14 protein-coding genes are annotated in these 18,718 nt (G+C 50.7%); 2 read left to right on the top strand and 12 right to left on the bottom strand.

The annotated features are described in order from the left end of the window. Positions 1-15 precede the first annotated feature (15 nt). From pulA to FFM82_RS05925, 7 genes are all read right to left on the bottom strand, one after another. Positions 16-3,924, bottom strand: coding sequence for a type I pullulanase (pulA, locus tag FFM82_RS05955; protein ID WP_170178230.1), 3,909 nt, complete (start codon positions 3,922-3,924; stop codon positions 16-18). 295 nt (positions 3,925-4,219) lie between these two features. Continuing rightward, positions 4,220-5,032 carry a DUF4767 domain-containing protein gene (locus tag FFM82_RS05950; protein ID WP_225425633.1) on the bottom strand — a complete coding sequence of 271 codons (813 nt, stop codon included), beginning with the start codon at positions 5,030-5,032 and terminating at the stop codon, positions 4,220-4,222. A 320-nt stretch (positions 5,033-5,352) separates the two neighbouring features. After that, a complete protein-coding gene (locus FFM82_RS05945; RefSeq protein ID WP_137644953.1) occupies positions 5,353-6,330 on the bottom strand; it encodes an alcohol dehydrogenase catalytic domain-containing protein in 978 nt (325 codons plus the stop codon). A 159-nt stretch (positions 6,331-6,489) separates the two neighbouring features. Continuing rightward, positions 6,490-7,614, bottom strand: coding sequence for a TcaA second domain-containing protein (locus FFM82_RS05940; protein WP_137644952.1), 1,125 nt, complete (start codon positions 7,612-7,614; stop codon positions 6,490-6,492). Between the two features lie 25 nt (positions 7,615-7,639). After that, positions 7,640-8,212, bottom strand: a complete 573-nt coding sequence (locus FFM82_RS05935) for a hypothetical protein (RefSeq protein WP_137644951.1) — start codon at positions 8,210-8,212, stop codon at positions 7,640-7,642. 343 nt (positions 8,213-8,555) lie between these two features. Next, entirely contained in the window at positions 8,556-10,418 is a 1,863-nt protein-coding gene (locus FFM82_RS05930; protein ID WP_137644950.1) for a flavocytochrome c, read from the bottom strand. Positions 10,419-10,442: 24 nt separating this feature from the next. Further along, positions 10,443-11,876: a CoA transferase gene (locus FFM82_RS05925; RefSeq protein ID WP_137644949.1), complete on the bottom strand. Its 1,434-nt coding sequence runs from the start codon at positions 11,874-11,876 to the stop codon at positions 10,443-10,445. A gap of 120 nt (positions 11,877-11,996) precedes the next feature. Between FFM82_RS05925 and FFM82_RS05920 the strand changes: the two genes are divergently transcribed. Then, the gene (locus tag FFM82_RS05920) at positions 11,997-12,911 is read left to right on the top strand and encodes a LysR family transcriptional regulator (protein ID WP_170178229.1); all 915 of its coding nucleotides are present in this window, start codon (positions 11,997-11,999) and stop codon (positions 12,909-12,911) included. A gap of 45 nt (positions 12,912-12,956) precedes the next feature. On the opposite strand, the gene FFM82_RS05915 is transcribed toward FFM82_RS05920, so the two are convergent. The 4 genes from FFM82_RS05915 to FFM82_RS05900 form a co-directional block, all read right to left on the bottom strand. Then, entirely contained in the window at positions 12,957-13,202 is a 246-nt protein-coding gene (locus FFM82_RS05915; RefSeq protein ID WP_137644947.1) for a hypothetical protein, read from the bottom strand. 40 nt (positions 13,203-13,242) lie between these two features. Further along, positions 13,243-13,872, bottom strand: coding sequence for an NAD(P)H-binding protein (locus FFM82_RS05910; RefSeq protein WP_137644946.1), 630 nt, complete (start codon positions 13,870-13,872; stop codon positions 13,243-13,245). Between the two features lie 113 nt (positions 13,873-13,985). Next, positions 13,986-14,906 carry a DEAD/DEAH box helicase gene (locus FFM82_RS05905; RefSeq protein WP_137644945.1) on the bottom strand — a complete coding sequence of 307 codons (921 nt, stop codon included), beginning with the start codon at positions 14,904-14,906 and terminating at the stop codon, positions 13,986-13,988. Positions 14,907-14,915: 9 nt separating this feature from the next. Further along, a complete protein-coding gene (locus FFM82_RS05900) occupies positions 14,916-16,898 on the bottom strand; it encodes a hypothetical protein (RefSeq protein WP_137644944.1) in 1,983 nt (660 codons plus the stop codon). Between the two features lie 257 nt (positions 16,899-17,155). On the opposite strand from FFM82_RS05900, the gene FFM82_RS05895 reads away from it, so the two are divergent. Continuing rightward, a complete protein-coding gene (locus FFM82_RS05895; RefSeq protein WP_137644943.1) occupies positions 17,156-17,623 on the top strand; it encodes a hypothetical protein in 468 nt (155 codons plus the stop codon). A gap of 163 nt (positions 17,624-17,786) precedes the next feature. Here the strand turns inward: FFM82_RS05895 and FFM82_RS05890 are convergent, their stop codons facing one another. Then, the gene (locus tag FFM82_RS05890) at positions 17,787-18,692 is read right to left on the bottom strand and encodes a hypothetical protein (protein ID WP_137644942.1); all 906 of its coding nucleotides are present in this window, start codon (positions 18,690-18,692) and stop codon (positions 17,787-17,789) included. Positions 18,693-18,718 lie beyond the last annotated feature (26 nt).

The raw sequence follows: 18,718 nt of genomic DNA, 5'->3' as shown, positions 1-18,718 counted from the left end.
TTTAAATTTAAAAACTTAATTCCGTTTACGTTGCGGCTTCACCAAACTGAGCAATCCCGCTAACATGATTCCCAGTAAGCCTAATAAACTAGCGGATTGACCCGCCCGTTCATCAGTTTGTGGTAAACCGGTTGCCGCGGCCCGACCAGCTTTGGCAGCGGTCATTGGCGTCAACGTGGCCTTAGTGGCTGACGACGTCGTCTGATTAGCGGTTGTGGTCGGTGTGGTTGGATTTTCCACTTCACCGGCAAGCTGATCTTCAGCGGTCGTCGTGGTTGAACCGCCACCTGGTTGCGTGATCGCGCCGGTCTGGCCATTTTCGTTGCCATGGTGATTACCAGTCTGACCGTTACCACCGCTTGGTTGTCCTCCGGGTTGGCCGTCATCAGTTGTCGTCTTCGCAACCAGCACCGTTACAATTCGCGCCGTGCCGTCGTTATCAAAGTCGTAGCTAACCGTCGTTTGGTCACCGGTCAAATGGTACCCAGCCGGCGCCGTCAGTGTGCAAGCCGTGCCCGTCGCAGTCAACGTTACGGTCGTCGTCTTAACCAGTTGGCCGTTAACATCCTGGTAATTGATTGTCACGGTCTGTGGCAGGTCTTCGCGTACGACTAACGTACTGAGGGCAGCCAGGTTAGTGACCGTTCCGAGGGTGACCGCGTCGCTGCCGAGCAGCACGCGGCCGTTGGTCAAGTTGGCGGCGTCAAAGGCTTGGGCGCTGTCGTTCACGTTAAAGAGCACGTATAACTTGTGGCCGCCCGCTAAATATTCGAAGGCGAAGACGCCGTTTTTACCGTCCTGTAAGACCTTGACCGTCTTGTCGATGTCAGCGTAGTTCGTCAGCCGGAACGCACTTTCGTCCTTGCGCAACTGAACCAGCTGCTTAAAGTAGTCGATTAGTTCCTGATTATCCTGAACGCGGTCCCAGTCGATCTGGTTGACCGCATCCGGTGACTGGTAACTATTCTCGTCGCCGCCCTTGGTCCGCAGGGATTCCTGTCCACCGTAAACGAACGGGACTCCCTTGGCCAAGAAGGCCATCGAGGTTGCCAGCTTGTCACGCTTGATCAGGTTAGCCTGGGATTCGTTCGGCATCAAAGCCGTTAACATGTCGTAGAGCGTCCGGTTATCGTGGCAAGCCACGTAGTTCAGCGTCTGACTCGGCGACTGGTACGGGTGAGCCGTGGCTGCGTTAGCGTAATCCTGACCACCGAGGAAACCGGCAATAAACGCCTGGGCGTGCTGGTCGTAGTCGTCTTCCTGGGCGTTTCCTTCGACCAGCCCCTTACTGATGCCGCCAAACTCGGCCCCCTTGATGGCGTTGCGAATATCATCACTGAAGAAACCAACGTGCTGATCAAGTTTGTCAGCGTTATACTGCCCCGCACCGATGTCGTGGTTGGTAGCGCGCATGTCCCAGCCTTCGCCATAAACCAGAATGCCGGGGTCGATGGCGTTCAATTCGGCACGAATCGCGTTCATCGTGTCGACGTCCAAAATGCCCATTAAATCAAAGCGGAAACCGTCGATGTTGTACTCGGTCGCCCAGTACTTCACCGAATCCAGAATGTACTTGCGAACCATCTTGCGCTCACTGGCGACGTCGTTTCCGACCCCGCTACCGCTGGTTGGGTGGCCACCTTGATCATACTGGAAGTAGTAACCCGGCACGACCTTTTGAAAAGCCTGTTCGTCCATTGAGTAGACGTGATTATAAACCACGTCCATCACCACGCGAATCCCGGCCTTGTGGTAGCCGTTGACCATTTCCTTCATTTCCAGTACCCGTGCAGTCGGGTCGCTGGCGTCGCTAGAGTAAGTCCCCTCCGGAACGTTATAGTTCTTCGGGTCGTAACCCCAGTTATAGCTCGGATCAGCACTGGTTTCATCAATGCTGGCAAAGTCGTACATCGGCATGAGTTGTACGTGGGTCACCCCGAGGTCTTTTAAGTAGTCCAACCCGGTCACTTGACCGGACGCGGTGTGGGTGCCGGCTTCGACCATGCCAGTAAACTTCCCCTTCGCCGTCACGCCGGAATTCGGGTCCTTGGTGAAGTCGCGGACACTGGTTTCGTAAATCACGGCGTCGGTTGGATCACTAAAGCTCGGCAGCCGGTCAAAGTCGGCTGGCTTGACCGCGTCAACGTTGGCAATCACGCTACGGTTACCGTTGACGGTGACCGCCTTGCTATACGGGTCCTCAGTGGTGGTCACGCTACCGTCACCGAAGTGGAGCTGATAGTCGTAGGCCCAGCCCTGATAATCGCCGGGAAGCACCGCCGTCCAAACGCCCTTGGCGCCCCGCTGCATGGCAATCGTCTTGGTCACCGCGGCGCTGGCGGTATGTTGCTGATAAAGACGTAGTTCGATTTGATTGGCGGTCGGGGCCCACAACTTAATTTGCGTCCGCTGCTTGCTGTAGGTCACACCCAGGTCGTCGCCGTCGTAATAGTATTCGTTATCGAACGCTTGCGAGCGGACGTAATCGCCAATGTCCATAACCTTAGCGTTACCGTTGAAGCTGACGCTGTTAGCGGTCATAATATCGAGCGCGGCGGTTGTCGTCAACTTGAACTGCTTACTCCGTCCGGTTGCGTCCGGTGCAATTGCCGTCACGTCCTTAACGGTGTGGCCGGCCACGCTCAGTTGTTGGCGAGCTTCCGCCGCCGTCAGGGCCTTGCCAATCGTCACGGTAACTTCCGTCGGCGTTTGCATGGCCGCGCTAGTCACCATTTCCTGTTGTAACGCAAAACTAGCGGTGTAATACGGCTGCTGATCCCCAGCCACGACGTAAATGTCGGTCGTGGCGTCACTAGCCACCGGCGTGAAGGCCCGCGTCAATTCATCGCCACCGACCGGTTGGACATAAACGGTCGTAAAGTCGGCGTCCGTTAACTGCACGGTGCCGAGTAAATTACCGTTGGCGTCGGTTTGGTTCAAATCAACCGTTTGTGCCCCGACCTCACCGGCCTTGTCGGTCCACACACGGTAGCGATTAACGGCCGACTGATTCTTGTCATGATAATGCACGTTGATGGTGGTGTCGTGGTAAGTCGGCGTCACGTCCTGCGCGGCGTCACTACCCGCACGGTACCAGACTTCGCCCTTCCCGTTATCGTCGACGGTAACGGTCCGGTCGGCGCCGTTGCCGTCCTTATCCCAACTATCGACGCCCTTGATCAACACGCCGAGTTGTTGGTAATTTTGATCCATGTCGATTTCGGCGTAGGCCCCAAAATCATCAGTTCCGGTCCAGTCGTACTGCTGACCATTACCGTTAGGTTTCAGTCCCCAAACGTACGGTGCCCACTTACTGCTGTCACCCTGATAGTGAATGATGACCTTGGTCGTATCCTTAACGGGGACCGGCGCCGTCGTTTCGGTCTTCGTGTCAACTTGGGCCGGTGCGCTGACTGGTTGGGTGACTGGCGCCGGTGTCTCAACTTGACTGGTTTTTGGTGTGGCGGTTTTGGCCTTTTCGCTAGTTACCACTGGATTAGTCTTCGATACTTCCGGTACCGCAACCGACTTGGTTGAAGAATTTTGCTGGTCAGTCTTCGTTTCAAGTGACGGTTGCTGGTCTTTTTCACCCGTTGATGTACTGGTCGGTGCCGGCGTTTGGGATGTCGCCGCATCGGTTTTCGTCGGCTGGTCAGTAGCTGGATCGGTGCTTGACACCTGGTCCGTTTCGGCAACGGTTCCCGATTGCCCCGCGTTGGTGGTACCAGTGGTCGTTGCCGGTTTCGCAACCGATTGCACGGCCGTCGTGGTTGTTTGACTATTTGACGGCGTATCCGCTCGTGCTGTCGTGGTCAACAACCCCATACCGATTCCCATAGCTAAGACCGCACTCGACGCATACAGCCACTGTTTCCCGTGTTTCCACATCCGCCAATTTTCCTGAACAACATCCTGATTATGCATATTCTGCAACCCCCTAATAACATTCTGCTCACCCTTGAATCTAAACCTAGACCAATTGGTGCTCATACCACTAGGTTAATGCAAGCGTTTTCAATAACGCAAGCATTTTTCGAATGTTAACGTTATCATTATTATTAGGCATTATAAATAATTGACAGTAGTCAACGCTGTACTAAACAACTGACCGAATCACGAACGTTGCGCAACTAATGACCGGTGCCGATGGTTAACTTAGGTTGGTTAAGTCAGCTACCCAATCAAAAACTCGAGATGGTAGTGGCCACCCCGAGTGGTGTTAATTATTATGAAGCTCATCACCGAATTGGTACGTCTGTAGATTGGTGGCAACCGCCCGCTCACGATAAGCATTGGCCTTATACCAAACGTGCGGGCCGTCACCCATTTCCATCACGGGAATTTGTTGCCCGTCATAGTATTTATAGCGTAACCGCTCATGACCACCGGTACCGATGTGTTTTAGCGCCCCTTCAATGTGGATACCCGCGGCATGATCATCAAAAATGTGCGTGGCTTTCGACGTCCCGGCCGTAAATTTCCGAACCACTTTTTGTTGTGAATCGTACCAGTACCAGGTTCCCTGGTAGGCGCGCGGAATTCGCTGGGGCTTGGCTGCAATGGCCGCCGCGTTGTCGGCGTTTAAGTCCTGGTCACTTGCAATGGTTTGCGCTTTTCCCGTCACAATCTTGGCAAAACCAGCCTGTAACTCGCTATTTTGACTGTCGCTAACGTATAAATCATCACCGTTAGTTGTCCCGGTTACGAAAACGACCGGTCGTTGGTTGTGTAAGCAAAAAAAGTAAGTCGTTAAAAAACCATGCTGATTATCCATCGTTGCCGCTTCCACCACCTGAAACGGTGCCGACTGTTCACCGTCCTCCGACCAGCGAAACCGGATTCGCTGGTTAACCCAAACCAAGCGCCCATCAAGTTGTCCAGATTTAATTGCCTTTGGAAAAACAAATCCATAATGATCCGAGCGTTCACCGTCATAGGTTCCCACGTAGGTCTGCCCCATTCGTTGCTGCCACGCGTGCATAAACTTAGCCAGTTGCCGGCGTTTAGTTGCATTCCAACGGGTCGCCGTGATTGTTTCCTTAGCGTCACGACTTTTTTGAGCCGTCCCAGTGGTAGAACTTGCCCGGTCAGCACTTACCTGTTTCGATTTTGCCCGCTGCTGACTAGTTTGCAGTGCTTCTTGATTGGTGGGTGTTTCAGTAACTTTAACCTAATCGTCCCCACAGCCACTCAGTAATAATACTCCCACGAGTAAGATTCCCCAGCCTTTGCGCATCCGCCTGCGCCTCCCCTTAATTATTAATATATTTATACTAAATGTTACTAAAACCGGCCGGAAAAGCAACCTAAAAATCGGCCGGCAACCGCGACCGTTTTTTCAACCTTAGGCACTTAAATTTTTTCCGTTGGCGGTACCAGCACAAACCGCTGGTGGTGATCACGCCCCTGCTCCAGGGCGGCGTGCACTTCAGCAGCGGCCGCAAACTGCTGGCAATTGAGGTCGTCTTCGAGTAACGCGCCCGCGGCAAACTGCGGGTTTAACCACTTTGCCGCCCGTGCTAGTTGGTCAGCAGTAGCGTGGCTGATGACGAAGCCGCTAATCCGCTTTTGAGCCATGTAAAATTGGCGGACGTCAAAGGTAAATTGATTATCCGCCGGCGCCGTGATCAGCGTGACTTGCCCGCCCTGATTGAGCGCCGCCAAGTTAGCCTGCAATGGCACCTTACCAGACGTATCAATAATGTGATCAAACTGCCGGTCGCACTGGGTTGCCACCGGTTCGTGGTAATCCAACGTTAATTGGCTTCCCAGTTGCCGGCAGCGGTCAAAGTCGCGGGCTGCGGAAGTCGTCGCCACGACCGCCCCTAACTGGTGTGCTAACTGAATAAACTTACGGCCGACGTTCCCAGCCGCTCCCTCGATTAGGATGGCCTGCCCGCGGGTTAGCTGCATGACGTCTTGCAACACAATCGCCGCCGTCGCGGCTGAATGGACCGCCGCCACCAGCTGGCGGGCGTCCACACCGCATGGCACCGGATAAAGCCGGTCGGCAGCAACCGCCACCATTTCGGCGGTCGCCCCCATCCGCCCGTCGTAACCGGCAGAATTGGTCCAAACCAAATCACCGACCGCAAAGTTAGTCACGCCGGCCGCCACCCGCAGCACCGTGCCGACCAAATCACGGCCGACAACGTGCGGCGTGGCCAGTGCCGTTTGAAACGCCCCACTACGAACAAAGGTATCGACGTGGTCGACCGCCACGGCCTGAACCCGGACCAGTACCTGATTGGCCCGTAGTTGCGGTTCGTCAATTTCCCGTAACCGTAACGTTTCCGGCCCACCGAGTTGCTCAAAAGTCACTGCCTGCATCTAAAAAAACTCCTCTCATCATTAATCATATCTGTCTTTAATTTTAACGAAACTGAGCGAGAACGCGAAGGTGGCTCGGTTTTCTAAATCTTCTAATTACCGTCACTGAACCAATATTTCAACTAAAAAAGTCGGCAACTACTTGCCGACTCCCGCCCCCTATTTCACTTCCACAAACTTACTCGTTGCGTCGTCGTACTTTGCTAAGATATCATTCTTTTTATCGTAGCGATAAGTATCAACTAGCTTGTCGCTGTCTTCATCGTATAACTTGATTTCGGTCACGTTATCCCACGGTTGACTTTCAACGTACGTGTAGTCGTCAGCGTCCCGGTCTTCTTTGCTGGCCATGACGGAAACCGCGGTTGCCGCGTCCCTTGAGAGCACGCTTAGCGCTTTCCCCGTATGGTGTTGGTTCGAATCTTCCGTGTCGTCACTATCATTTTCATCCACGTCGTCATCTTCGCTATCCACATCGTCGGTTGAAGTTGTCGTGGTGGTTGTAAGTAGTTTGACGGCCTTGCCCACGTTGGCTTGCCCCATCAAATCAACCTGCTTTTTGGCCGAGCCGGCGCTACCTTCAAGTTTAAACGTGTAGGACCCCGGCATCAGCGGACCCGCTTGGTAGCTTTCGTGATCGTACTTCGTCGTACTCAGCTTGACATCGTTGGCGGTAATCGCTGCGCCCTTCAGGTTGGTTTCCACTTTCGGATGCATCGTCGTTACCTGCAACTTATAGACCGGCACGATTAACCACTGCCGTCCCGCCGAAACGATCGTTAGGGTCCGGTCGCTGCTGTGGCCGTTGCGTTTCAAGTCGGCCTGGGCATCCTTAGCGTATTGCGGGTGGTTCTTTAAGTAGGTCATCAACGGTGCGAGTGCCTGCTTATCGATTGTCAGGCCGTCGTCATCACTGACAACTTTATCGACCAACACCGTACGATCATCATCCGCCAAAGCGGTCGCAATCGCCGCGACCTGCTTACTTTTACCAAACTGGCTGGCGTAGAACACGCCCCCGGCAACGACGACTAATACCACGACGAGTAACGCCACTAACCAGGGCTTCTTCGGTTGCTTCGGTCGCTGCTGGCTCAACGGCGTGGTCGGCGCTTCGTTCGTCGATTGGTTGCGTCCCAAGCGAGTTGCGGGTTGCGGCGTTTCACTAGCTGGTGCTTCAGAAGTCGCGCTGTTCACCACCTGTTCGGGCAATTTAGCGCCACAGTTTCCACAAAAGACGGCGTCCGCCGCGTTTTCATACTGACAATTCGGACAAATTTTCATCTTGCTACCCCTTTACGTTCTGTTTTTAGTGATCCCGGTTATCCAATAATCTGTAAGTTAACTTACCGCCCTGACCATTCGACTCGGTAAAAGTCCCGAACTGAACGTGGTCGCCCGTCACGGTATACGGGAAGCGGTAGCGGTCTTCAATCGTGACCGTGCTATCGGTAATGCTGACGACCACCTTTTTCGGCTTAAGGGCTGAAACAAACTTGATGGTCGCCGCGTTAGCACTGTCAAAATAGACCGTGAACGAATAATCGTGCACGCTGTTTTGTGGTGCTTCGTTGGCGTCCATCGCCTCGTTAATCGGCTTACCGTTGTACTGAATCGGTGACACGCTAAAATCTTCCCCCACGAGTAACCGCTGGACGCGGGCCCGGTTCGACTGGGTCGCTGACTTACTCGAACTAGTAGCCTTTTTGCTAGTTGGTTGTGACCGACGCGACGATTGCGCGCTAGTAGTTAGTTTCGTGTGCCGGGCGACCTTGTTACTACTCGATTTAGTCGTTTTTCCCGACTGACCGGTGGCCTGCTGACCACAACCAGCCAGCATCGTTGCCAACAATAAAACGGTCGTCATGATTTTCCCCCGCATGGGCGTCTCCTCCATCCTCACTAAGATTAAATCTTCAATATTAGTATCCCACGCTTAGCGGGGTTTGAGTAGTCTAAAAACGACAATCTAGAAATATATCAGGGTACTAATTGTTAATTAACGCAAAAAAGCGCAGTTACCAACTGATAAAGGTTGGTAGACTGCGACTTTTAACTTAACACACTAATTGAAATATAGCTACGACTCGCTCTCACCGTCATAGGTACGCGCTTTTAGTAACTAATTTTAGTCACTGTGACCCCTCCTCAAATAACGGATAACATAAAAACACGGTAATGCCGCTTAAAATCACCGTTATCACCGTGTTTATTTGACCACCATTCTATTTTTTCTCTGAAGCTCCAGTAATTGCATCATTAGTCAATTCATCACTGGCCGTGTCGGCAGCAATTCTACCAAACGTGAAAATATCGGCTAACGAATTGCCACCTAACCGATTACCTGCGTGTAACCCACCAGCAACTTCACCAGCAGCAAATAGTCCTGAAATCACCCGATTATCAGAATTTAAGACGTGCGCTGCTTTATCGATTTTGAGCCCGCCCATCGTGTGGTGCATTGCGGGCTTTCGTGGTGTTGCATAAAATGGCGCCCGTTCAACTTTCAAATCAAAAATCTGCTTATGAAAAACTGGGTCAGATCCTTGACTCACAAACTCATTATATTGCCGAATCGTGGCAACCAAGGTCTTCGCGTCAACATCAATCTGCTCAGCCAACTCTTGAAGTGACGCCGCTTTATATAACTGGTGGTGGGCTAACTCATTCTCAATTTGGGTCGCCGAAGTATTGTAAGCCTTATTTTTAATATTTTCATCGGCAATTAAATAAAACAAACCACCATTATTAAGCGCGGCAATCGACAACGTATCCCGTCCTGCGTATTCATCAACAAACCGCTCGCCTTGCTGATTTACCATGACAAAATCCGCAGGTGGCACTTGCAGACCGGTTCCATATTCCCCCGTTTGCGGGTCGGCAACTGGCATCATTTGCGTAAACCCCATTCCAACCAATTGTGCGTGCACTTCTAGTCCTAGTTTAATACCATCTCCAGTAATATACGGTGCATTGGTCGTCTTCAAATCATCATCGATTACGGACCAATAAGTATTATAGCGTTTCAACATTTCCAAATTAGCACTATAGCCACCGGTGGTTAAGATCACCTTATGGGCATGAATCGTCATGGTCTTTGTTTCCACACCAGTAACGGAATCATCCGTTAACAATAAACGAGTAACTGGCTGATCCGTATAAAGTTGACCACCGTGACTCTTGAAATAAGCTTTTAAAGCTTTAATATAGCCGAACCCATCCGCTTCAGTTGGTTTATGGGCTCGCCGCCACAACGCACCAACCGGCATCGTGACCTGACTTTGATCAAAACGAACGCCCAACGAAGCCAGCCACTTAACTGAATCTAAATCAGAATCAGTTAGTGTCTTAACCAGTTGATAGTCACTGATAACCGTATTTCCATTTAAATCGGTCCGTTTGCCACCAAAATAGGTCTGCATTCTATGGAATAGAACCGAATCAAATAAAGCGGTTTGACCAGAATTCAAGTATGATTCAAGTTGCTTTTTCAATTTGAGAAAATCTGCTTGATAGGCCTCATCGACTTCATCAACGGGAATTTCCAACATTTGTTGCAACGTATGTGTTTCACCGGGCAACGCCTTAAACTGACCTTGCCAATCCGGATCGGCTGCATTCATAAACCCGCCCGAACGCATGGTGTTACCACCCACCGTTGCTGCTTTTTCAACAACAATGACCTGCTTACCACGCTGTAACGCGCGACACCCAGCTGCTAATCCGGCACCTCCCGCACCAACAACAACGATATCGGTTGTAATTTCGTCATGCGCTTCATTTTCTTGCTGATAAGACTGTTGAAAATCAGCCGGGTTTCCTCCGGCTTGTTCAATTGCCTTTTCAACACTGCTAATAATACCGTGGCTTGTCATTGAAGCACCGGAAATGGCATCAACGTTCAACGTTTGACCGGTCACAATCTGGTCTGGAATTCGTGTCATTGCAACGTCTGAAATTCCAACCGTTTCATTACCAGTAACGTTAACTGATTCAATCTTACTATCAGATAAGGTCACGCTTACCTCAAACTGACCGTTATGCCCGTTCGCTTTAATTTTATATTGTCCCGCTTTAAACTTTTTCACTAGTATTTTGCCTCCTTACTTGCCTTACCATTCCGCCCGCGCACTTCCCAGTGCCGGCGTGGTTCCGTGCCAGCAACAAGGTGTTTCCGACATTTTAATGACTGGCCCCAACGTCTTTAAGTCGCCGTACGTAGCCGTGTGGTCATAAACCGCGTACTGGTCGTACTTAACTGTTGAAATATCGTCCGGCGAGGCCATGTAATCATCCGTTCGTAACCCTTGACGGAGCGCCAACATGCAGGACTGATCAAGCGAAACGTTGACCCGGTAGGAGCCGCCTTCAACTGCCCGCCGTTTAAGTGCTAACATCGCCCCGAACGCTGCCAGGTAGCCGGTTAAGAAGTCGGATAGAAAGACTGGGATTAACTTAGGGTGCGTCCCTTCCGCTTGACCTTGCACGTAAGCAATCCCCGTATTAGCTTGCGCGACTTGGTCCCAACCGGCCCGGTCGGCATAAGGACCGCCAGTTCCGTGGCAGTTCACGCTAACGTAAACAATCCCTGGTCGCAGTTGCTTCAAGTCATCGGCACCAAACCCGTGTTTTGCCATTGCACCCGGCCGGTAACCTTCTAAGAAAATATCGGCTTGGCGGGCCAGCTTCGTTAAAGTGGCTTTGTTGTCTGCTTGGGTATAATCCAGGAACGTTGACCGCTTGCCGTGACTGGAATCACGAACAAAGGCTGGGACTTGCGGCAACTGCTCGGCGGTGACCATCAAATCGTTCGCACCGTGTTCAGTCAACGCCTCGCCACAAGTTGGCCCCGCAATGATCCTTGTTAGGTCTAGCAAGTTCAGACCGGCTAAGGGTGCTGCGTCATTTTCAGGTAACGGTTCCGGGGCACTATCCCCAATTTTTTCAATTTCAACCACTGGCCGTGATGCCAAGTACTTCCCCTGGGGTGTCTTCAACCATTCATCAGGCCGGTAAACGATGCCACCGCAAGCGCGGGCATCGGCAATCGCCTGATCCAGGTCTTCTGCAGACCACTTTTTAACCGCTTGCGCAACCGATGCCGGCGTCTTGTCACAGTGCAACACGCTCAGCACCCGCTTCTCCAAATTGGGTAAGTTAAAGTGCGGTAAGAACCAGCGGCCATCGCGGCACTCCCACGGTTGCGTAATCGCCACCATTTGGGAAAAGTTAGCCGCCTCCGGAATCGACTCGTAATGCCCGGTCGCATTTTTGCGGGCAGTCATCGGGGTTCCCAGCGCACATAACGCTGCCGCGGCCTCCGAATCAATCGAAATGGTTTGCCGGCGACCAGTTTTCAACTGCCATAAGTCGTTGGCAGCCACCGCACGGGCCGCTAACGCTTCGGTAATCACTTCTTCGATTTTCACCGGCGTTTTATACATCGTCGTGGCCGACTTATGGATTGTAATTTCCCGAGTCGGATCATCCGACTGGTCTCTAATCTGCATCAATTCTGAAAAAGTATTACCAAATTTATACGTCATAATTTGCCTCGATTTAAGCTAGAATTGGAAGCGCTTCTATACTGCTAGTTTAAATCCACCGCCAAAAATAATAAAATAGAATAATAAATATAACATCATGCCAAAAAGGATATGATTAAAATGGCCAATAACCCAAACCGCGTTTTAAAAGAAATCTTAACCACCGTCCAAACGGCAGCGACCCTAACGCAGGTTGCCGAATGGCGCTACACCAGCCAGCCGAACATCAGCAAAGTCCTCACCGCCGCGGAACGAGAATACGGCGTGCAGCTGGTTAACCGGCAACAAACTCCGATTTCATTAACCGCTGCCGGTGAACAACTACTTAGTCGCTTGGAGGCCCAACTCCGTTTCGACCAGCAGACCCACCTCGAAATGCGTCAATTTCAAAGTAACCCACCGTTTCAGTTACGGTTAGCCTTCTTCCCGACCTACGCGCCAATCATCTTGCCAAAAATTACGAGCGCCCTGCAGACGGCTTATCCCAAACTTCAATTAGAAACGGTCAGTTTAACGACCGCCAAGGCCCTGGCAGCACTCAAGGACGGTCAAGTTGCCATTTTTATTGGTCGCAACGCCAGTGATCCGACCATTCAATCGATTCCGCTTTTCACTGAGCAGCTGTGCTTTGTGATTAGTGCCACCAGCCCGTTGTACCACCCGGACCAGTTTTGTCGCGACCTGACCGCGACCGATTTAGTGACCCTACAAGCGGAAAACTACATCAAGTGGTCGGCCGAAACGTCCTTTATCGACGTCACTAGTCATTTTTTCCACTTAAACGACCTGCATTTCAGCAGTAACGTCACCGTCGCGACCTACGAGGAAGCGATGCTCTGCGCGGCGCAGGGCGTTGGCATCACTATGGCCATGCAAACGACCGCCAACTACTTTTTACGACACCGCGCCAACGTCAACTTACTCGTGGTTCCGGCGCGGATGGCCTCGTTAGAAATCAGCATTATGACCGGTGCCCATAGCGAAACCATCGTCCAGAAGCTAGCACAATTGATTGCAACTAAGCTAAGACCATGAAAAAAGCCGTCAATTTCAATTAAAATTGACGACTTTACTATTGATTTATGGCTCAATTTTAGGGTGCTTTAGCGCCCGTTCCAACTGACGCCGCTTGTGCGCATCGTACACGTTGAAAATCCGTAATAAATTACGATTATCGGGTTCATCTAGTAGGTCCAACGCCAACAAACAGTCGCCGGCCCGGTACAACCGCTGCTTCAGTTCATCCCCATGGTACGGTTCGAGGTTCATCATAATGTCATCTAGTTCCGCCCGTAATTTAACGGATTCTGGTTGCTCGTTCGCCATAAACTCAGCTTCCCCCTAGTTAAACCTTGTTTTGCCGGTCCTACGCTAAAGCTTGCAAAGCAGTGGCAATCGGTTGGTCACCAGCGCGCATAATGATCACCTTGCGCGCCGTATTCGGGTATTGGGGTAGCTCGGCTAGCACCGCGGCCACGTCCGGAATCGGGTTGGTCGTTACGGCACTGTCGCCAAAAGTTACCTTGCCCGTTCCAGCTTCTTCGGTCAGGTTGACCGGCTGTAAAATCGTGTAATTCAGTTTGGTTTGGTGAATCAGGTAGTTATCCGCAAAGAACTTTGCGATGTTGTAGTCGGTCAAACCAGGTTGATTCCACTTTTCCGGTTCTAAGGAATTCAGTGAACTCAACATGATGAACCGGTCGATACCATTCTTTTCAGCCGCCTGCATTAACTTGACCGCCCCGAACGCGTCGGTTTGTAACAGGTCCTTACCGCGGGAACCGGCCGTAAAGTAAATTAGGTCTACCTTGCCGATCAACGCACTCAATTCGGCCACGCTGGCGTGTAAGTCCAACTTAACCGGCGTGACTTGCGGCGACTTCACGTTATTTTCCGGGTGCCGGGCACCGCCAATAACGTCGTGGCCCTGCTTAATTAGGCGGTTCACCAGTTCGGTTGCGACCCGGCCAGTACTACCAGCAACAAAAATTTTCATTGAAAATAGCCTCCTCGATTTATGTTAGCTCATTTAACTGTCTATTTTCAGTATAAATGGTACGAACTAAAATTGCGCGACTCAGCTCCTAGCTACCATGAAAAAGCTGATTTTCAACTTAATAACCGGTCCGCAACCGTAATGTATTTTTTCGGTCCGATCCGTTTACGGTCACCAACCACGTAAAAGGCCTTTTTGGCCCGCGTGGCCGCGACGTTGAGTAAGTTCGGCTTTTGAAACGCCCAGTTAGCACTGCCGTCGCTAGTCGCATCCGTCCCGATAACGAAAAAGACCACGTCGGCTTCCTTCCCCTGAAAGGTATGGACCGTCCCGATATGGGAGTCAACCCACTTGGCACCGTCGCCACCACCGCTTTGCCCCCGTAACGCCCGTTTCATGCCGGCAACGACTGCCCGAAACGGCGAAATAACGAAGATATCGTCCAACTTAACCCCACTTTCAAGTAAGGTTTTGATTTGGTCAGCAACAACTTTAGCGTGAACCGGCACGAACTGACGCTGACTGGTGGTGCCCTTCGAATCCAGCCACTGACTAGTCAGCTGGTCGCCCTTTTTGGTCAGCTTGCCCTGCACCATCCGGTTTTCATAAGAAATTTCATTGGCAATCTCAAACATCGGCGAGGCACAGCGGCGGTGCACCCATAGCGGCATTCCAATCCACGACCCGTCCTGTCGAACCGTGCCGTAAACGCTGGCGTTATCGGCCAACTGTTGCGCTGAACTCGTTGGAATCGTGTACTTGGCGTCAACGTCGTAAGCTTGCGCAATCATCCGCAGCGCCGCCTCACCAGTCGTGACCACCGGTTCGATTTGCGCCGGATCACCGACCGCCGTGAAGTGTCGGGCCCGCCAAATCAGTCCGGCAACCGAAGACGGCGTCGCCTGACCAGCCTCGTCAACGAAGACGTTGTCGAGAGTGTTGGCACCGAACTGCTTGAACATACTCTGGACACTCGCCAAGGTCGTACTCATGACCGGCACTAACAACTGCATGATTTGAAAGGCCGCCGTCAAAACGTGGGCCTACTGTGGGAATAGTAGCGACTTACGTTCCTTGAAAACGTGCCAGGCGTTCGAAACCGGTTTTTCCGCTTCGCAAATAAATTGCTTACGCAACCGCATTGCCGCAATGAACAGTTCGGCACGGGCCGCCTGCAACCGTTTACTGTTGTACGGCACTTGAATCTGTAACTTATCGGCACTGGTTTGTTGCCAATAATCCAGCGTGACGCCGTACGTCTGGTCGGCATTAAGTTCCCGTTTCAACGTTTCGATTCGTTGGCGTTCCCGTTTGATGGTGGCAATCCGCTGCTTTAGACCGTCAATTTGCTGCTGTAAATTGGTCAATGCCGTTTGCTTGGCCGCAATTTGTGTATGCAACTCGGCCAGCTGACTAGCCAACCGTGCGCGTTGGCGTTGACTCGGTAACCAGAACAGTAACCCACCACGCTTCGGAATGGCGTCGACCGCCCGTTGCTGTTCGGTGACCCCGGCCCGCAGTTGCTGAATCTCGTTTAATAACGGTTGCGGGGTCGTCGCCGCCAGCTGGCTTTCGAGGTCCGCCAACTTAGCCGGATCGTAGGCGCGAACCCGCTTGATTTTGGCAGCGACGTCCTTTTTTGCGGTCCGCACGGCTGCTAGCCGTTGCTGGAAGTTTTTGCGGGCGGCCTGCCAAGTATCGGCTGAACGTCCTTGGGCTACCGCCACCTTAAACGGCGTGGTTCCCTTGGCACTTTTAATCACGGCGTCCACCACCCGCTGTTGATTTTTCTGACTCCCCATCTGCACGGCAAACAGGCCCCACGCCTGCTCACTTTGCAAGGCCGACTTCGCGATGTCGGTAAAGTAATCAATCTTCGCCAATTGGTCGAGGTAATCGTTTTGGTGGTTATCCGGAAACTGCTGAATCTCCTTTTTATTTGGAAAATCCTTAGCGATGTTCGCCACCGCCGAATTATTATTACTCGACACCACCACGCCAAAGCCACGTAGTTCGGGAATCAGCTCAAAACAATTAAACTTAATTTTTTGATATAACACAATTTGATCAATTTTCTTAAACCCGTCGCTGGGCTTATCCAATTTAGCCATCGCCTTGGCCTGTTCCACCACCATGTCCGCAAACACGTCCTTTAACAAGGTGGTCTTACCGGTACCGGGTGGCCCGTTAACGGTCTGCAAATCGGCTTTAAGGCCACCGCGCTCCCGCAAAACGTTGATGGAAACTTGCTGCATCAGCGATTGGAAGAAGGCGTCCGGGCTAGGCCAGCGCCCGTCCGGTAAGTTGGCCGGTTGTAAAATTTGGTCGATTTTCGCCCAATTCTTATCAATATCTTCGTGTTGCTGCTGACGACCGTGGACGTAGGCGGTCAACAGGGCATCGTCGTCCGCTGCTAATATCCGGGCTAAATCATCACCGTAAAAACTATTTAATAGTGCCGGTTCCTGATGCTCCGTGTAATTTAAAATGCCGCGGAGCCGGGCTTCGTTTACCCGTTTTAACTTAAATTCCTGGTCGACCAACCGACTAGCTTTTTGCAACGCAACGTCGATTGGTTGATTTTCCATTTCACGGCGTAAGTATTTCTCGAAATAATCACAATAATCGCGGTACTGCTTATCATCCGCCGCCCGTTTAACGTGGTTCCCCCGTAACTGTAAGTAAAAGTAAGCCACTTTCGGGATAAAGATACTTTGTAGCTGCCAGTCCGCTCCCATGATTAAGCCGACGCTGTAACCGACCGCCGGATCTTCATTTTCGATCGGCTGATCATCATGAAAAAGCGTCTGCTGAATTTCGTGACGCAACGCCTGCTTGTTATATTCCCCTAGGTAAACTAACGAGTTAGTCCCCTTTTTACGCGCCGTTTCATCACTAAAGGCCGCTTCAATCTCATCGAACTGTTGCCGCAGCGCCTTCGCGTTTCTCACGTCGACTTCACCGCCATCAATACTGTCGGCAAGTTGCCACGCCTGAAAGACGCGCTTCACTAGTAGATCCTGCATTTTCCCACCACCGTTTTTGTTATACTTTAAGCTTAAAGCATCCGTTGCAATTATGCCATCGCGGTGAATGAACTCAGGCAGTCAAAAGCTACCCGCGACCGAAACTTCACCCGTTTTAATTAATATATTTATAATTACTTAATCATCACTTATAATTAAACTGATTAATTTGCCGTCGCTAGGCTCATCACCACACTTGACACGATGAATTTAACGCTTATGGCACCGTCATTTAAAATATTTTTGGAGGTTCAATTTTGACCCAACCAACCGGTACTCATGACCAGCCTAAGATTCAGCTAACCGTTCAACCACCTCACCCCGTCGCCAAAGTGCAAGACTCTTCACCCGAACGCATTATGGCTTATCGGCATCAAATTGGCTTTACCGGTGAAGCCCCGTACGTTTACGGCTATTTTCAAAATTTACCTGGATTTGGTCCGCTTAGCGCCCTATCACAAGCGTACTTTGACCTGAGTTTGGAAAAAGACGGTCTGTTAGTTTTGGGCTTGGACCTACACAGCCAGTTTACTGGTGAAAATGGCTTCATCCCCTTTGCCGAAATGACCCGGGTGCAGGTTAAAAACCACGGCTTAACTTATTTTCTTATTATCGAAACCATCTCTGGTAAGTTAAAAGCCACCGTAACTAAGTTCATTTGGCGCCAGCCGTGGCAGCGAACGAATGCAAGGATTATTGTTGAGCATTTAACTAAGCTAGGGTAGTTCTCAGATAAACTCCCCTCTTAAATCAAAATAGTCTCCGAATATACCAACAGCACGATTGCCATGACTGGTAATCGTGCTGTTAGTCTACTTCTGATAATTTTAGAATCGAGTCACTTACTCTACGTAGCTTAATTTTTTTGCCACAGATGAATAACATTTATTACGGTAAATATTGGTCAATTGGCATCTTTTCAACCGCAGCCCGACCACCGTGTGAATTGATATAGGGTAATAGTTCCTTAACGGTGTAACCAACGTTTGAATTCCCCGTATCACCAAATTTGTAATCATCTTCATCGGTACCCGTAAGATGCCCAAAATTATAAAGTGCGGGATGCCCCGTACTTGCACTTTCATAAAAAATCAACGCTCCGGTACTTCCCGCTTGTTGCAAGACAATCTGCGTTCCCTCTGAAGCACTACCCGAAAACTCCAGTTTAACCGTCTCTTCCGCAATCATCTTTTTCAACGACTTCCATTCATCAGATGTTCCACGTTGGGTACCGTAGAAGACTAAAGCCTTTTCAAAAAGGTAGTTTGGATCATCATTCAAGTCATTTTCAGTTAGTGTATTATTGGTTTCAGTTTTACGCACATCCGTCAACGTAACGTTTTTTTCACGCTGCTTAATCTGCCCAGCGATTTCATGTTCATTCCCAAAATCAATGATTTCCTCTAAACCAACTCGTTGAATTGTATTTTCATAATTGTAAGGCTGATAAAAGTTAACCGTCTGATCATTTTCAAGTGTATAACTAGGGGCGTTTCTTATCGTCAATTTACTAGTGTCCGACTGCTTTTTAACGAAAACATATTGTACCCCCGTTCCCGGTTTAGCTAACTCTTTATTATACTTGCTACTCAGCATCAATTTTAAGGTGCCGTTGCTCAATTGATTGTAAACGGACGACCAACCATCACTATCGTTAAAGTTTTTTGCGCCGTAATAAGCAATTACCAACGCCGTTTCTTCGGGCGTTATGCTATTAATTTGCTTCCTTTTTCGATTGACTTTGTACGACCGTTTTTCTTTTAGTTGCTGATGAACGATTCGAGCTTGACTCAACCTGATCGGCTCGTTGTGTATTACTA

The organism is Lactiplantibacillus plajomi, assembly GCF_005405405.1.
Lineage (GTDB): Bacteria > Bacillota > Bacilli > Lactobacillales > Lactobacillaceae > Lactiplantibacillus > Lactiplantibacillus plajomi.
Note: the sequence above shows the minus strand (reverse complement) of the source record. Positions and strands in the feature narration are given on the sequence as shown.

What these genes read in the sequence shown, in the direction of transcription:
- FFM82_RS05925 (WP_137644949.1), bottom strand. Translation starts at nt 11,876, where the DNA reads ATGACGTATAAATTTGGTAATACTTTTTCAGAATTGATGCAGATTAGA.
- FFM82_RS05920 (WP_170178229.1), top strand. Translation starts at nt 11,997, where the DNA reads ATGGCCAATAACCCAAACCGCGTTTTAAAAGAAATCTTAACCACCGTC.
- FFM82_RS05900 (WP_137644944.1), bottom strand. Translation starts at nt 16,898, where the DNA reads ATGCAGGATCTACTAGTGAAGCGCGTCTTTCAGGCGTGGCAACTTGCC.
- FFM82_RS05915 (WP_137644947.1), bottom strand. Translation starts at nt 13,202, where the DNA reads ATGGCGAACGAGCAACCAGAATCCGTTAAATTACGGGCGGAACTAGAT.
- FFM82_RS05910 (WP_137644946.1), bottom strand. Translation starts at nt 13,872, where the DNA reads ATGAAAATTTTTGTTGCTGGTAGTACTGGCCGGGTCGCAACCGAACTG.
- FFM82_RS05935 (WP_137644951.1), bottom strand. Translation starts at nt 8,212, where the DNA reads ATGCGGGGGAAAATCATGACGACCGTTTTATTGTTGGCAACGATGCTG.
- FFM82_RS05940 (WP_137644952.1), bottom strand. Translation starts at nt 7,614, where the DNA reads ATGAAAATTTGTCCGAATTGTCAGTATGAAAACGCGGCGGACGCCGTC.
- FFM82_RS05945 (WP_137644953.1), bottom strand. Translation starts at nt 6,330, where the DNA reads ATGCAGGCAGTGACTTTTGAGCAACTCGGTGGGCCGGAAACGTTACGG.
- pulA (WP_170178230.1), bottom strand. Translation starts at nt 3,924, where the DNA reads ATGCATAATCAGGATGTTGTTCAGGAAAATTGGCGGATGTGGAAACAC.